We start from the raw sequence: 15,733 nt of genomic DNA on the forward strand, positions 1-15,733 counted from the left end.
CAAAAAACAACAGGTAAAAAAGGATGCAAAAGTAGCAAGTGCTACTTTTGCAATGTGATTTTAGTTATTTGCTGGAATCTTGGATTTTGCTTCTTGTCTTCTTTTGTGCAGAATTGGCTCAGTATATCCGTTCGGTTGATGAACGCCTTTAAATACTAAGTCACAAGCAGCTTTGAAAGCGATCGATTCATCGTAATTACTAGCCATTGGACGATAATCCGGGTCGTTCGCATTTTGCTTATCGACCACTTTAGCCATACGCTTCATTGTTTCCATAACCTGATCTTCGGAGCAAATACCCTTGTGTAACCAGTTAGCCATATGCTGACTAGAAATTCTAAGTGTTGCACGATCTTCCATTAAATCAACATTATGAATATCAGGGACTTTAGAGCATCCAACTCCATGTTCAACCCAGCGGACAACGTAACCAAGAATACCCTGTGCGTTGTTATCAAGCTCTTCTTGTATTTCCTTCTCACTCCACTTTGTCTCTTCCACTACTGGAATTTGTAGAATGTCATCTTGATAATTTGCTGCTTTTTTTGCCAACTCAGTTTGTACGGAAGGGACATTCACTTCATGGTAATGTAGGGCATGTAATGTTGCCGCAGTAGGAGACGGCACCCATGCGGTATTGGCTCCAGCATTGAGTTGGCTTCCCTTTTGAGCTAACATGTCAGCCATTAGGTCAGGCATTGCCCACATCCCTTTACCAATTTGAGCGACCCCAGTGAAACCTGTTTTTAGACCTTGTTGTACATTAGATTTTTCATAGCTTTGAAGCCAAACAGAGTTTTTCATGTTTTGTTTTCGAATAACTGGGCCAGCTTGCATCGAAGTATGGATTTCATCCCCGGTACGATCAAGGAATCCAGTATTGATAAAGACAATGCGTTCACTTACTTCTTTAATACAGTTTCGAAGGTTTAGCGATGTTCTACGCTCTTCGTCCATTACCCCTATTTTCATCGTATTCCGTTCTAGTTCAAGAAGATCTTCCGTTTTATTAAACAATTCATTTGCAAAAGCGACTTCTTTTGAACCATGCATTTTAGGTTTTACAATGTAGATGGAACCTTTTTTGGAATTTTGATACTTCCCGTTCCCTAACACATCATGCTTTGCGATTAGTCCGGTAATAACCGTGTCGAGGATGCCTTCAGGAATTTCGTTTCCATCCCTGTCTAAAACCGCATTTGTGGTCATGAGGTGACCAACATTTCGTGCGAACATTAGAGATCGGCCTGGTATAGAGAAACGTTCACCATTGGAAGTCTTGTACTCTCGATCTTGATTCAATGTTCTAGCTACCTTCTTAGAACCTTTCGTAAATGAAGCAGATAGATCTCCTTTGATTAGCCCTAGGAAATTACGATACACACCGACCTTATCTTCTGCATCTACAGCTGCAACGGAGTCCTCAAAATCCATAATTGTTGTTAATGCAGATTCAACGAACACATCTTTTATTCCGGCGTGGTCATTTGAACCAATCGGATGATTACGGTCAATTTGTATTTCAAGATGAATGCCATTGTTTTTAAGCAGGATCGCACTTGGATTAGCGCTATCCCCTTGATAACCTGCAAATTGATTCGAATTTGTTAAAACGCTTTCATTGTTTTCTTTAAAACGAGTTTTTAGCTCTCCGTTATCTATGAAATATGAGCTTACTTCGCTATGGCTGATGCCTTTTAGAGGAACTATTTTATCTAAAACGCTTTTGGCATAAGAAACCACTTTAGCCCCTCTTATCGGGTTATACTCACTTTTACGTCCAGCGCCTTCTTCTTCACTAATAACATCAGTTCCATATAATGCATCATAAAGACTGCCCCATCTTGCATTTGCCGCGTTGATTGCATATCTTCCGTTATTGACTGGAACGACTAGCTGAGGACCTGCCTGGTTAGCAATCTCTTCATCAACATTCTGAGTGGTAATCTGAAAGTCATTCACTTCAGGTTCAAGATAATTCAGTTCTTTTAGCATTGCCTTATATTCTTCAAGTTCATATGTTTCATGTGATTGGTGCCAAGTGTCCAAGCGTTTCTGAAAGTCGTCACGCTTATTTAGCAATTCTTTGTTCTTTGGAGCGAGATCTTGAACTATGTCTCCTAACCCGTTCCAAAACTGTTCTTTTGAGACGCCGCTTTGAGGTAGTACATCATGATTAATAAATTCATAGAGCTCGTTAGCTACCTGTAGATATTCTTCTTGAATATAATCTTTCATAAGCTATTTTCCTCCAATGTGTTGCAGCTTCGAGTAAATCTGAACTGTCCTATAGTTATGTAATATCTTATAATAGAAGGTACCTTTTATATAATACATATTTGGAATGTTACATATTCGTTGTGGTTATAAGGCGTGAGATTATTATTCTACTATCACAGGAGTGGTACTATGGAAATTCGTCACCTTGAATACTTCACTGAAGTTGCAAGACAGCTGAGCTTCACCAAAGCTGCATCTACTTTACACGTTTCACAACCTTCTATAAGTAAATCAATTAAGCAAATAGAAGAGGAGTTGGGTGTTCCACTCTTCTACCGTTCTAAGCAGTTAGAGCTAACGGATGCAGGACATGCAGTTCTTATCAATGCGAAAAAAGTCCTTCAAGCATTTGATAATATGACGGATGAGCTATCAGATATCACGGCTATTAAAAAAGGGCAAATAAAAATCGGCATTCCACCTATAATTGGAGCAGCGTTTTTTTCTAAGCTGATTAGCCGTTTTAAAGAGTTATATCCAAGTGTTACGATTCTTTTAACTGAAGTGGGCTCGAAAAAAATCAAGCAAGGTGTAGAAGATGGTTCGTTAGATGTAGGAATGGTTTGTAATCTCCCTGTGCAAAAGGCGAACTTTGAGATACTTCCTGTAATTAAAGATCCTTTAATGCTGATCGTACATGCTGATCACCATCTTAGTAGATTGAATAAGGTGACACTATCTGACTTGGAAAAAGAACCCTTTATCATGTACCGTGAAGATTTCACCCTCCATGACAGAATCATCGAAGCTTGTAGTAAGTATGGATATTATCCAAACATCGTCTGTCAAAGCTCTCAAAAAGATTTCATGATTGAAATGGTAGAAGCAAAGCTAGGTGTTGCATTGCTACCTGATAAAGTTGTAATGAGTATCCAAAATCCATTTATCACCGCCCTTCAAATTACCAATTCTGAAGTAAGCCTCGAACTAGGATTAATTTGGAAGAAGGATAAGTACTTATCCTTTGCAGTACGGGAATTTATTAAGCTAGCTCACCCTATAGATGAAACTTGAATCATATTAGATCTGAAGAAATGATTTAACTGATGGATAACGAGATTAATCTAGTATGTCATCAATGCAAGTAATAAACAGAGAAGCCTGATTTCTTTGTCTGGAGAGTTATCAGGTCATCTGATGACTTCGATTGTACTTTCCATTATAGGTAGAAAATTTCCAATACTCAATATATATTTTTAAATTTTCTGAAAACAAGCAAGAAGTCTTAGGAGTATTTGAGTAGAACTGATTCCACAGCATTCAAATGATCTAGCATAGCACGTTGAGCTTCTAAAGAATCTTTTCTTTCAATTGCGGTAAAGATACGCTTGTGTTCTTCAAAAAGTTTTTCTAAGATGACGGCTTCAGAATATAAAGATATCTTCCTTATCTCTCTTATCGAATCATACATTAATTTAGAAACATGACTCATAAGCTCTACTAGAATTTTGTTATGTGATGCTGACGTAATGGCCAAGTGAAATTGGAAGTCAGCTTGTTCCCCAAGTTCATGGTTTAACACTGCTTTTTCCATCTCATTTAGAGCATGTTGCATCTCTTCAAGATCCTTTACAGAACGCTTTAAAGCAGCACTTGCCGCACATCCAGTTTCAATTACTTTTCGAACTTCTAATAAGTCAGTAATATCTTCCTTCTTCATTAATATTCCGTTATAAGAGAGAGAATGGCTAAGGCTTGCAGGGTCGAATTGTTTCACATACGTTCCTTCCCCCTGCCTCATTTCAATAAGTCCCATCGCACGAAGAGCGCTTAATGCTTCTCTAACAGCAGATCTGCCAACTTGAAACTGTTCTGCTAACATTTGAACAGAAGCTAATTTCTCTCCAGGTGAAAGGTTTCCACTTTTAATTTTCTCTAAGAGCTGATCGGCAATTTCTTCATAGATTTTACGACGTTTTATTTGTTCGTAGGACATTTTACACCCCTTACAACATATGATTTTAATTGCTTACGTTCATTTTATCAGAATCTTTTGAAAATCTGTATGTAAAAACCCGATGAGGTTGCTGCCCATCGGGTTTGATTCTTCTATTCTTCTGTAATTTCCCACTGATGTTCGAACTCCACACAACCTTTTAAGGTTTGAGCTACAGGACAACCACGTTCAAAAACGGATAATGCTCGTTCTGCAGCGTCCCTTTTCCCTTGTGGAATAACAAGGTTGTATGTACAATTGATTTTCGTTATTTTCAATACGCCATCAGGCGCTTCAATTAATCCTTCGAATTGACCGGATAATTTGTTAGGAAACGTTGGTATTTGGCGCGCTTCCAGCGCACCTGATAATGTACCGGTTAGTCAGCCACCGGCAGCTGCTACAATATGGTCTAACGTAGAAGGGTGTTCTTCTTCAACAGAGACGTTATAAAAATCTTTCACGCCACCGTGAACACCATATTGCACAGGTTCTTCAAAGTTTGCAATGTACGCACGACGATTCTTGCCCTTGTCTTGTTCGATTCGAATATTTGATATTTCGATCGGTTTACTCACTCTACCCCTCCTAATATTTCCATTCATTACCCTTTTCCACTGTATGTGTTTCGTTAAACGATTTGTTGAATCCTCCTCACTTTATATATTAAAGAAGAAGGAAGACAAGTGGATTGAAAAGAATAAAATGAAATAGAGAATCAAAGGAGGTATTCAAATGCCTAAAAAATGGGATCAATCAATCGATATTCATGCGCCGATCGAGGTAGTATGGGGGTATTTAGATGGGTCATTAGAGAATATGCAAAAAATCATGCCAAACGTAGTAGATAATACACCTGTTAAAGTAACTGATGAAGGCGTAGGAAGTATTTCGAGGCAAAAATATCGTGAAGGAAAACGCGTGATGGAATATGACGTACATACGTTAGAATACATGAACAAAGTGGACGAGAAGAAGCTAACGATTGCATTTAACCTCGGTGGGATGTTTGATATTCAAGGTACTTATGAATTGTTTAAACAATCTGAAGATGTTACAACGCTACGGTACACAGGGTTTAATGAACCTTTGAAATGGTACATTAAACCGTTCGTCGTACTGTCTGGCGAGAAAGTGGTAAACGAATTTTTGACCAGAGTGAAACGAGTATCAGAAAATCGTGAATAGCAGTTAGAGTATCATTTTTCTTTGGTTATCTAGTGAACTTATCCTTACGTTCATTGTATCGAGGGGCATAACGTACTTTATGGTAAAGACTTGAATAGTCAGCTATTTGTAATATCCAATACCATTAAGTAGTTGTTCATGATAATTCCACTTTTCTCAATTTCTTGCTCTTTCACTTGCTGAAACCCCTGCTTTTCGAAAAAGGGTTTCGCGGTGATGCTTGCCTCAGTCATAATTCTATGAAGTCCTAGTCGATTCGCATGTTTAACTACCTCTTCAAAGAGTGAGGACGCAACCTTTTGTCTTTGGAAATTTTTGTGAACATAAAGGCGATCTAAAACCCCATTAGTTGTTAGGTCTATGAACCCAATGATTTGTTTATGATGCTCAGCAACGAGTGTATAGTGTGAGCAAAGCGTTTTTAGCCATTCCACATGTCTTTGTTCTCTTTCCAAAGGGTTCGCCCATGCTACTAGTTGTTTCTGCGAATAATCGAACTTATTGATAGCATGCACAGTGTCATAGAATAAATCGATAACTGGAATGATATCTTCTTCATTGAATTTTCTAATGTTCATAAAGGTTCCTCCTAACACTTTTACTTAGGCCATATTTAAATAAGAAGCTTAATACAAAAGACAGTGCGAAGGTTGCACTGTCTTTTGTATTGGATCACACATTCATATTTTCAACAAGCATAGCCATACCTTGTCCACCACCAACACATAAAGTCGCGATTCCAAAACGTTCATTTCTTCGCTTCATTTCATACATTAATGACGTTAGGATTCTAGCGCCGGTAGCTCCGAGAGGATGACCAAGTGCAATCGCACCACCATTGACATTCACTTTGTTTACATCAAGGTTAAGTTCTCTTATTACAGCTAGTGCCTGAGCAGCAAATGCTTCGTTTAGTTCAATCAATCCTACTTCTTCGAGCGAAATACCACTCTTTTCGAGAAGCTTTTTAACGGCAGGTATTGGACCTACTCCCATTATCTCAGGTGATACGCCAGAAGTTGTCCAATCGACAACTCGTGCAAGTGGTTGTACATTCAACTGTTTGGCTTTTTCTTCACTCATGATAAGCATTGAAACGGCTCCATCATTCCTTCCGCATGCATTCCCAGCGGTCACTGAACCGTTTTCCTTGAAAACTGGTTTCAAGTTAGAGAGCTTCTCGAATGTTGTTCCGGGTCTAGGGTGCTCATCTGTATCAAATGTATAAGAATTTCGCTTTGATTTAATCTCAACAGTTGTTATCTCCTCATTGAAATTCCCTATTTCTATAGCAGCAGCAGCTCTTCTCTGACTTTCCGCAGCAAAGAGATCCTGGTCTTCCCTAGAAATTTGATATCGAGCTGCAACGTTTTCTGCTGTTATTCCCATTCCAAGATGAGACCCAAATAGTTCGATTGGCTGCTGTCCAGCTTCAGTGTTGGAATCAACCAATTGAGTCTTGTCTCCCCCAAATCTGCTGTTTCGTAGATAAATCGGTGCATTGCTCAAGCTTTCAGTTCCACCAGCTACCACAATCTCTGCTTGACCAGTTTGCACTTGTTGAACGGCTGATGCTATAGCTTGCATTCCTGACGCACAGAGTCTATTAATAGTGAATCCAGGTGCAGATTCAGAAATACCTGCACGTAATCCAGCCACCCTAGCAACATTTGAGGATTCTGTTGTTTGCCTAACTTCACCTAAAATAACTTCATCAACAAATTCAGGCGAAATCCCAGCCCTCTTAACCGTTTCCTTGATAGCAATAGCGGCTAGTTCTCCTGAGTTAAGGTCTTTCAAAGCCCCACCGTACCGCCCCACAGGTGTTCTTACTGCCTCAACAATCACGATACTTTCGTTCATTATAGTTCCTCCCCCATGTTATATAAAGACGAATTACTTTGAATATGTATAGAAGCCTTTCCCACTTTTCTTACCAAGATGTCCTGCTTTGACATACTTTGTTAATATCGGACAAGGTCTATATTTCTCACCTAATGTTTCATAGAGGTACTGCATGTTCCGGAGCCTTGTATCAAGCCCGACTAAATCAGCGAGTTCTAGAGGTCCCATTGGATGATTTAAACCTAACTTCATCGCCTTATCGATGTCTTCTGGCGATCCCACACCTTCCATCACCATATTCATTGCTTCATTTCCAATCAAACAGTTCATTCGACTTACAGCAAAGCCAGGAAATTCATTGATCTTCACGCATTCTTTCCCAATTGATTCTCCAAATTCAAATGCTTTTTGAATTGTTTCCTCCGATGTTTCTAACCCACAAATAACTTCAATTAGCTTCATACGAGGTACAGGATTAAAGAAGTGGAGTGCTATGCATTTATCAGGTCGGTCCGTTTGTGCAGCAATTTCGGTTGGTGACATCGTCGATGTGTTCGTGGCAAGAATCGTATGCTTAGGTGTCAAATCATCAAGCTGTTTAAAGATACTTGTTTTCAGTTCCATAATTTCAAGAACTGCCTCGATTACTAGGTCGCGATCGTTTACTGCATCATTCATTTCTGTGGTGTATGTGATTGACTCAAACGATTTATTTGCTGCTTCTCTCGTTAATATTTCTTTTTTTATTGCACGGTCAAATTCTTTTTTGTGATAAGCTCTAGCATCTTCTAACGAAGCTTCATTTATATCTTGAATGTTAACCGATAATCCCGAAATAGCTGCTGAATAAGCTATCCCACGCCCCATTGTTCCAGAACCAATAATTGCTATTTTCTTAATCGACAAAAAGATCCACCCCTTTTTGATAACGTTTTCAATAATTTTTGTATAAATGATAATTCGAATCGGATTACTTAACTAGGGTTTTATTTCAAAGATTTTTCCAGGATTCATAATTCCCTTTGGATCAAGTGTTTTCTTTATTCCTAGCATAATTTCGAAAGCCGACCCGTGTTCCATTTGTTGGTATTTCATTTTACCTGTTCCTACACCGTGTTCTCCCGTACAAGTTCCACCTTTATCTAGGGCATAATGCACGAGGTGTTGATTCAATTTAGTTGCTCTTTCTAGCTCTGTTGGATTTTCTGGATCTAGCATGACGATAGCATGGTAATTTCCATCTCCAACATGGCCTACTAATGCGCCATCTAATCCATATTCTTCTATTGCCTTCCGAGCATCAATAATGGCGCCAGTTAACTCGGAAATCGGGACGCAAACATCCGTTACCATCATTTTTTTACCAGGAGAATCGTGACTGAAAGAATAGGCAAGGTTATGGCGTGCTTCCCACAACTGTGCTCGCTTCTTAGAGTCATGCTCAAAAATGAATTCATCGCATGCGTTATCCTGAGCAATGCTCTCCGCAAAAGCGACATCTTGTTTTAACCCTGCCTCATTCCCATGAAACTCAATAAAAACAGTTGGCTTTTCTAAGTAATCAGTTTCGTTTGTTTTGTTCACCTGTTGAATGGATCGTGCATCGACGAGTTCCATTCTGGCTACTGGTATTCCAGCATGTAGAATATTCGTCACTGTTGTCACTGCATTTTCGATCGTTGGAAAAACGATTCTGCCTGCAAGTATGGTCTCAGGAATTCCGTAAACCTTTAGTGTGATTTCTGAGAATGTACCAAGCGTTCCTTCAGACCCAACAAAAAGACTATTGAGGTGATATCCTGAAGACGATTTAGCCGTTAAGCTTCCGGTATGGATGATTTGCCCATCAGCAAGCACTACTTCAATATCACGAACCACGTCACGCATTACCCCATACCTTACAGATGTCGTCCCACTTGCATTTGTTGCAGTCATTCCGCCAATCGTAGCATCCGCTCCAGGGTCTACCGTAAAGAATAATCCATGTTTCTTTAATTCTTTATTTAACTGTGAACGTGTTACGCCCGGCTGTACCCGGACCAGAAAGTCATCAGGACGCACTTCAATAATGTGATTCATTAGCTGGAAGTCGATCGATATCCCCCCTTGATATGGGATAACGTGTCCTTCAAGACTTGAACCAAGTCCAAACGGAACAATTGGAAAACTGTGCTTGTTAGCGGCAGCTACTACTTTACTAATGTCATCAGCGTTCTTTGGAAACACGACAACATCTGGATTGTGTGGTGGATGATAAGACTCATCTTTACTATGTTGATCGATAATCGTTTCATTTGTACTTATTTGTTCTGGTTCTAGTAGATCAGAAAGAACCTCCTGAATATTCAAAGCGACTACACCTTCCAATCTTTTATGTAATATTACTATTATTCAGATAACTATCCATTACTTTTCCATTATGAAGCAAAAGTCGCTAAAGAACAATGGGAATGACGTTGAAAAAAGAAAGGCCAGGTACATAACGATGTACCTGACTCTTTGTTTATTTACCTATAAACATTTGGGTCCAATAATGACCATCTTGTGCCAAACCTACTCCAATGTGGGTGAAACTTTTGTTCATGATGTTTTTGCGGTGCCCTTCACTTTTCATCCAGGCATCTACTACTGCTTGTGGTGTTTGCTGGCCTTGAGCGATGTTTTCACCGGCAGTGTTAAAATCAACGCCAAAATCTCTCATCATATCGAACGGAGATCCATAAGTAGGACTCGTATGAGAGAAGTAATTCTTCTTCTGCATATCACGAGACTTTTCTTGAGCGACATCACTTAATTTCGTGTACGCTTTTAAATCAGAAAGGCCCTGCTTTCTTCTCTCTTTGTTCGTTAAATCGATAACCTGCTGAACTTCTTTACTGATTTCACCTGAAGGCTTTGCTTGCTTTGTATCATTTCCACTTTCATTACCCTGTGATGGTTGTTGATTACTTTGAGCCTGGTTGTTCTTCTGCCCATCCTTAGCACGTTGCTTTGCTTGCTCATTTCCTCCACCAATCCCATATTGCTCAGGAAAGCCTTCAGGAAGATATTCTCTTGGATCGATTCCAGGAATAGCTTCTTTGAACTCGAACTGTCCTTTTTTAACAATTTTCCCATGTGGGAATTTACTACTAGGGGTTTCGGTACTATAAGAGTTAGGGTCAATCGTGATTTGACCTGAATTAATTCGCTGAATCCCCTCAGTTGGTGCACTTGTTGAGTTCATATTCATTGCTTCGTTTTTATCATTATCACCGTTCGCATTACATGCTCCGAGTAATAATAACCCTGGCAGTAATAACGGCATCAGTTTTTTGTACATGTTTTGCCCTCCTTGTGTAATTTTTCTTACCTCCTTAGTTTTTCATCAATAGAGGAAAGTATTTGTGGTAAAAATCGAGAAAACATTATGAAATACCCAGTAATAAAAAAAACCCCTCTGCATTAATTGCAGAGAGGTTTCTAAATCAACCTGTGTTTCTTAGACCGGCGGCAATGCCGTTGATGGTGAGAAGAATTTCTTTCAATAATTCATCATCTGAGCTGTTGCTTGCTCGATATTTCGATATTAATTCTACTTGTAGAGAATTTAATGGGTCTACGTATGGATTCCGAAGACGAATGGAATCTTTAATGTTGGGAGTGCCGTCGAGTAACTCATCTTGTCCAGTGATCGTGAGTATGATGTTTTTCGTTAGATGATACTCTTCAACAATCATGTTAAAAATACGTGTAGCGACTTGCTCATCTTTAATTAAAGCCATATATTTCTCCGCTGTTGGTAAGTCGGCTTTCATTAAGCCCATTTGTAAGTTGTCGATTAGAGATGCAAAGAATGGCCATTTTTCATACATTTGTTTCAGTTCGTCAAGTCCCTCTGAAGTAGAGGCAAACTGGTTCAATCCAGTACCTGATGCATACCATGCTGGCATAAGTTGGCGGCTTTGTGTCCAAGCAAATACCCATGGAATCGCTCTTAAATCGTCAAAGCTATTGGTTCCTTTTCTACTCATAGGACGTGAGCCGATATTCAACGCCCCTAATTCAGGCAATGGCGTACCATTTGTAAAATATGTCAAGAACCCTTCGTCTTTGAAGACCAACGATTGATACTTCTCGAGTGATAGGTCTGACATATGTTCCATTACTCTTTGCCAATTTTCTTGCCTTGAGTCTTTTTTGATTCCAGAAACTGCTGCTGAGAGTAAAGTAGTAGTCGCTTGCTCGAGACTTCTGTAGGCAATATCATAAAGTAGGTATCTGGATGACAGGACTTCCCCTTGCTCTGTGATTTTCACCCCAGCAGTATAGGTTTCAGGAGGTTGAGAAAGTAAGCTTCGCCTTAATGGACCACCACCTCGGCCAAGTGCGCCTCCTCTACCATGGAAAAACTTTAGCTTTATTTTTCGTTCTTGTGCAATTTGACTGATTTCTTGTTGAGCTTGATATAATTTCCAATTAGCTGTTAATGTGCCACCATCTTTACTACCATCTGAATAACCGAGCATAATTTCTTGACGATTCCCTAGCTGTTCAAGATGTTTTTGATAAACATCAAGATTAAATAGCTCTTCCATTGTGTCTGCTCCAGCTTTAAGGTCATCGATTGTTTCAAGTAATGGTGCAACATTCAAGTTACTTTCAATCCTACCATCTGAGTGAAGACGATAAATTCCAGCTTCTTTTGCCAGCACAAGGACTTCAAGAAGGTCACTTGCAGTTTGGGTCATACTAATTAAGTATACTGAAATGGATTCACTTCCAAATTCTTCGTGAGCTTTCTTAATCATGGAGAAGATATCTAAAATTTCTTGTGTTTCTTTTGTGTAATCTTCGTAAATCGATAGAACGGGCCGTGGATCTTCTAGAACCTCGGTAAGAAGGGTAACCTTTTCACTTTCAGATAGTGAGGAATAATCATTCAATATAGTAACACGCTGCAATAATTCATTAACGGCACCCTCATGTTTACCACTATGATTTCGTATATCAAGCGTTGCTAAGTGGAAGCGGAAAAGGCTGGCTTGTCGAATAATCTTATAAAGGTCATCAAAGTGAAACCCTTCTGGGTAATGTTGACGTAAGCTATTCTCAAGTAACCTTAAATCGTAAATAAATTCCTCTGCATCTTTATAACCAATAGGTGTACCAATTTTGTCTAGTTTCTCAAGAACATACGAAAGTTTTACTCGATATGCTTCGTGAGGAACTCCCCACCTTTTAACATGTGGAAGTTGTTCTTCGTCTTTTTCAATCGATGCGATCAATTCCCCACAAATTGGCACTCTATTTGAGGACTGACTTAACTTCCTCATCAAGTCTTTTACGGATTGCTTGTATTTTGAAACAACTACTTCACGCTGTTTTTCGAGAGTTTTCCATGTAACATCAGGTGTGACATATGGATTCCCGTCACGATCTCCCCCAATCCATGATCCAAAATTGAGGATATTAGGGATGTTCCAGGAGACTTCTGGATAATGTTCTTTTAAACATTCCTCAAGTTCTTCATGAATTTCTGGAAGTACATCGAACAATGTTTCTTCAAAATAGAATAGCCCCATATTGACTTCATCTATAACCGTAGGCTTCTTATGACGAAGCTCATCGGTTTGCCAAAGTGTTGTGATTTCATTATAAATCGAGTCTTTAATACTTATCTTTTCTCGTGATGTTAAGAGAGGGTTGTCCATTTCGCGAAGAGCATTAGCGATTCGCTTATGAATTTCAAGCACAGACCTTCGAGTAGCTTCAGTTGGGTGAGCCGTAAGGATTAGTTCTAACGATATTGATTGTAGTGTCTCCTCAATAAGCTCTCCTGGTACGTTGTTTTGTTTTAATGTTGAAATCGCGTGTGGAATAGAACCTGGTTGAGAGTGATTTTCTTCAAGCATTTGATAATCTCTTCGTCTTCTAATCCGGTGATTTTGTTCTGCAATATTGACTAGATGAAAATACAAAGCAAAAGCTCGAATAACTTGTTTTCGTAATGGAGATTGTAGACCTTGGATTGTGTCTTCTAGTTCTTTCGTTATTTCGCTTTTTGCATTTTGTCTAATGGATTTTGTTTTTTCACGAATAGATTCTACTGTGTCTAGAAGGTGTTCTCCGCCATGCTGCACTAAAACGTCACCTAGTAAGTTTCCTAACATATTGATGTCACTCCTTAGTGCAACGTGGTGGTTTTGTTGTGAAGGGTTTGCTGTATCTAGTTTTGTCATCAACGACCATCCTTTCTAAAATCTTAATTCGAATATTGAAATAATTTCAATATTTCTATTATATACAAGAAATTTTATTTTTGTCACGCGCTTTAGAATACGTAAGAGGTTATTAGGCGTACAGTAGTAACCACTAACTAGGGAATGGAAGCGGATACAAACTTTTTTGAAATTTTATCTATAATAAAGAAAAAACCTGCATATTCAGCAGGTTTTAATAGGAGTATTATAAATGGAATTTCTTCCGGAACTGTTGGATTTTCTTGTTTTCACCAACAATAAGGATCACATCGTTACTCTTGAAAGCCACTTCTGCATAGCGGCTTAGTATGGGAGAATCATCTCTTAATATGAGTGAGACGTTTAGATCGTATTTTCTTGAAAAATCTAATTCAAGCAAGGTCTTACCGACTAAATCTTCAGGAATTTTTAATTCTACCGCAGAGACATTCTTTGTAATCTCGATGTATTCAATTACATTTGGCATCGTGAGTTGTCTAGCTACTTTCATCCCTGCTTCTTCTTCTGGATAAATCACACGATTAGCTCCTAAATTGGAGAGAATTTCACCAATCTCCTTACTTGTTGCTTTCACTATAATTTCTTTTGCATTACGCTCACGCAATCGGTTCGTTATGAGGATAGCTGAGTATGAATCTGTTCCAATGGCAACGAAAACGGCATCAAATTGTTCGACATTTAAGTCGTCCATCACCCCATTTTCACGAAGGTCACCTACGATTGAATGAGTGGCGAATTCCTCGATATCTTCAAGTGGAGCTTCATCTTTATCACAAACAATAACATCACATTTTTGTGCATATAGTTCCTGAATAATTCCTTTGGCAAACCTTCCTGCACCAAGTACTAAAAATTGTTTTCTCAATCAATCAAACCCCTTCTATCCTACTGCAAGATCTTCATTTAAATAACGTGTTTTTGATTTTTCAATTTTGAACACCACATAGATAAAGCTAAATATACCAATTCGTCCAATAATCATTAAGATACAAAGCAACAGTTTTGAAAAAGTTGCTAGCTCACCTGTGATTCCCATAGAAAGTCCCGTGTTCGTAAGAGCAGAAAGGACTTCGAAAGCAATCATTTCGATTTCTTGTAATTCAAAAAACGAAAGAGCAACGGTAGATAAGCCAAATAAAAATACAAAGCTAACAAAGATTAGAAATGCTTTATTAATGGAATCTTGAGAAATGGTTTTCTTCATTAAAGTGGTATGTTCTTGAGATTTTGCCACAGAAACCATCTTCGCCATTAATACAGAAAATGTCGTTAACCTCAATCCGCCACCAGTACTAGAGGATGCCCCCCCAATGAACATTAGAATCATCAAGATGAGAAGCGTTGTGATTTGCAAAGATGAAATATCAATCGTTGTTAATCCTCCATTCCTTGTGGTGGCAGAAAGGAAAAAAACATTGAAAAGCTTATTAGGAAATGAAAGATGTGCAAAGACACCGTTATGTTCGATTGTATAGTAAACGATTGCCGCTATAAGAAATAACGTAGTATGAAGTCGAATGTTAATTCTTGAAAACAAACTCCTCTTTCGTCTAAATGGATTTATGTATTCTACGATAGTAGGAAAGCCTAGACTTCCAATAAAGATCATCACCATCGTGGTTAATAAAAACAGCTTACTTTCTTGAAATCCAATGAGGCTGTCTCCAAAAAGGTCGAATCCAGCATTTGTAAAGCTAGCAACACTGTGAAACACTGTAACAAATACCGCATCCCTAAGCGAGGAAAATTCGTCTCTAATGCCATTGAACATCAACGCAAATCCGATTGCTTCAACAATGAATGCGATTAATAGAACAGATATGCTCAACGACTTAATCGTTTTAAGCTTAGTCTGGTTTTGGTCTTTTGACAGTAACAGCATACTAGACATCGTAAGCTTTTTTCCCATCATCATGAAGAGATAACTAATGAGGACAAGAATACCTACTCCTCCAAGTTGCATTTCTATTATTAGAACTGTTTGGCCAATCCTTGTTAATTCAGTCGATACATCGATTACAGATAACCCAGTTACACTAAGCGCGCTTGTAGATACAAAGAGCGCATCAACAAAGGGTAACCCACCAACATTCGCAAAAGGTAGGAGATAAATGAGAGAAAATAGTAAAATAGTTCCTACATACATCATGAAAATATAACGAAAAGATTGAATGGTCGACCTGTTTTTATACATAGCATCTCTCCAACTAGAGGTAATCTTCACAATTATTTACAGCACATT

The 15,733-nt window shown here is 38.7% G+C and carries 13 protein-coding genes and 1 pseudogene; 2 read left to right on the forward strand and 12 right to left on the reverse strand.

Annotated features, from left to right (window positions below):
* Window positions 1–60: 60 nt before the first annotated feature.
* Window positions 61–2,238 carry a malate synthase G gene (locus SJY16_RS09715; protein ID WP_377888958.1) on the reverse strand — a complete coding sequence of 726 codons (2,178 nt, stop codon included), beginning with the start codon at window positions 2,236–2,238 and terminating at the stop codon, window positions 61–63.
* 171 nt (window positions 2,239–2,409) lie between these two features.
* Between SJY16_RS09715 and SJY16_RS09720 the strand changes: the two genes are divergently transcribed.
* Window positions 2,410–3,294 carry a LysR family transcriptional regulator gene (locus tag SJY16_RS09720; RefSeq protein ID WP_377888959.1) on the forward strand — a complete coding sequence of 295 codons (885 nt, stop codon included), beginning with the start codon at window positions 2,410–2,412 and terminating at the stop codon, window positions 3,292–3,294.
* A 211-nt stretch (window positions 3,295–3,505) separates the two neighbouring features.
* Here SJY16_RS09720 and SJY16_RS09725 read toward each other — a convergent pair whose 3' ends face one another.
* From SJY16_RS09725 to SJY16_RS09735, 3 genes and pseudogenes are all read right to left on the reverse strand, one after another.
* Window positions 3,506–4,216 (reverse strand): FadR/GntR family transcriptional regulator, encoded by a 711-nt coding sequence (locus SJY16_RS09725; protein ID WP_377888960.1) that lies wholly within the window; start codon window positions 4,214–4,216, stop codon window positions 3,506–3,508.
* Between the two features lie 113 nt (window positions 4,217–4,329).
* A pseudogene (locus SJY16_RS09730) lies at window positions 4,330–4,578 on the reverse strand (OsmC family protein); the annotation flags it as partial.
* A gap of 21 nt (window positions 4,579–4,599) precedes the next feature.
* Complete coding sequence (locus SJY16_RS09735) at window positions 4,600–4,794, reverse strand: hypothetical protein (protein WP_377888961.1); 195 nt, start codon at window positions 4,792–4,794, stop codon at window positions 4,600–4,602.
* Between the two features lie 157 nt (window positions 4,795–4,951).
* On the opposite strand from SJY16_RS09735, the gene SJY16_RS09740 reads away from it, so the two are divergent.
* Window positions 4,952–5,404: an SRPBCC family protein gene (locus SJY16_RS09740; RefSeq protein WP_377888962.1), complete on the forward strand. Its 453-nt coding sequence runs from the start codon at window positions 4,952–4,954 to the stop codon at window positions 5,402–5,404.
* 98 nt (window positions 5,405–5,502) lie between these two features.
* On the opposite strand, the gene SJY16_RS09745 is transcribed toward SJY16_RS09740, so the two are convergent.
* The 8 genes from SJY16_RS09745 to SJY16_RS09780 form a co-directional block, all read right to left on the reverse strand.
* Window positions 5,503–5,982, reverse strand: a complete 480-nt coding sequence (locus SJY16_RS09745; RefSeq protein WP_377888963.1) for a GNAT family N-acetyltransferase — start codon at window positions 5,980–5,982, stop codon at window positions 5,503–5,505.
* 94 nt (window positions 5,983–6,076) lie between these two features.
* Window positions 6,077–7,267 carry a thiolase family protein gene (locus SJY16_RS09750; protein WP_377888964.1) on the reverse strand — a complete coding sequence of 397 codons (1,191 nt, stop codon included), beginning with the start codon at window positions 7,265–7,267 and terminating at the stop codon, window positions 6,077–6,079.
* Window positions 7,268–7,300: 33 nt separating this feature from the next.
* Window positions 7,301–8,155, reverse strand: a complete 855-nt coding sequence (locus SJY16_RS09755) for a 3-hydroxyacyl-CoA dehydrogenase family protein (protein ID WP_377888965.1) — start codon at window positions 8,153–8,155, stop codon at window positions 7,301–7,303.
* A gap of 72 nt (window positions 8,156–8,227) precedes the next feature.
* Window positions 8,228–9,598: an FAD-binding oxidoreductase gene (locus SJY16_RS09760; protein ID WP_377888966.1), complete on the reverse strand. Its 1,371-nt coding sequence runs from the start codon at window positions 9,596–9,598 to the stop codon at window positions 8,228–8,230.
* A 154-nt stretch (window positions 9,599–9,752) separates the two neighbouring features.
* Window positions 9,753–10,571, reverse strand: coding sequence for a CAP domain-containing protein (locus SJY16_RS09765; protein ID WP_377888967.1), 819 nt, complete (start codon window positions 10,569–10,571; stop codon window positions 9,753–9,755).
* Window positions 10,572–10,716: 145 nt separating this feature from the next.
* On the reverse strand, window positions 10,717–13,470 hold the full coding sequence (gene ppc, locus SJY16_RS09770; protein WP_377888968.1) for a phosphoenolpyruvate carboxylase: 2,754 nt from the start codon (window positions 13,468–13,470) through the stop codon (window positions 10,717–10,719).
* Between the two features lie 226 nt (window positions 13,471–13,696).
* Window positions 13,697–14,356, reverse strand: a complete 660-nt coding sequence (locus SJY16_RS09775) for a potassium channel family protein (protein ID WP_377888969.1) — start codon at window positions 14,354–14,356, stop codon at window positions 13,697–13,699.
* Window positions 14,357–14,371: 15 nt separating this feature from the next.
* Window positions 14,372–15,685: a TrkH family potassium uptake protein gene (locus SJY16_RS09780; RefSeq protein ID WP_377888970.1), complete on the reverse strand. Its 1,314-nt coding sequence runs from the start codon at window positions 15,683–15,685 to the stop codon at window positions 14,372–14,374.
* Between the last annotated feature and the right edge of the window lie 48 nt (window positions 15,686–15,733).

Source organism: Alkalihalobacillus sp. R86527 (assembly GCF_042466185.1).
Classification (GTDB): Bacteria; Bacillota; Bacilli; order Bacillales; family Guptibacillaceae; genus Guptibacillus.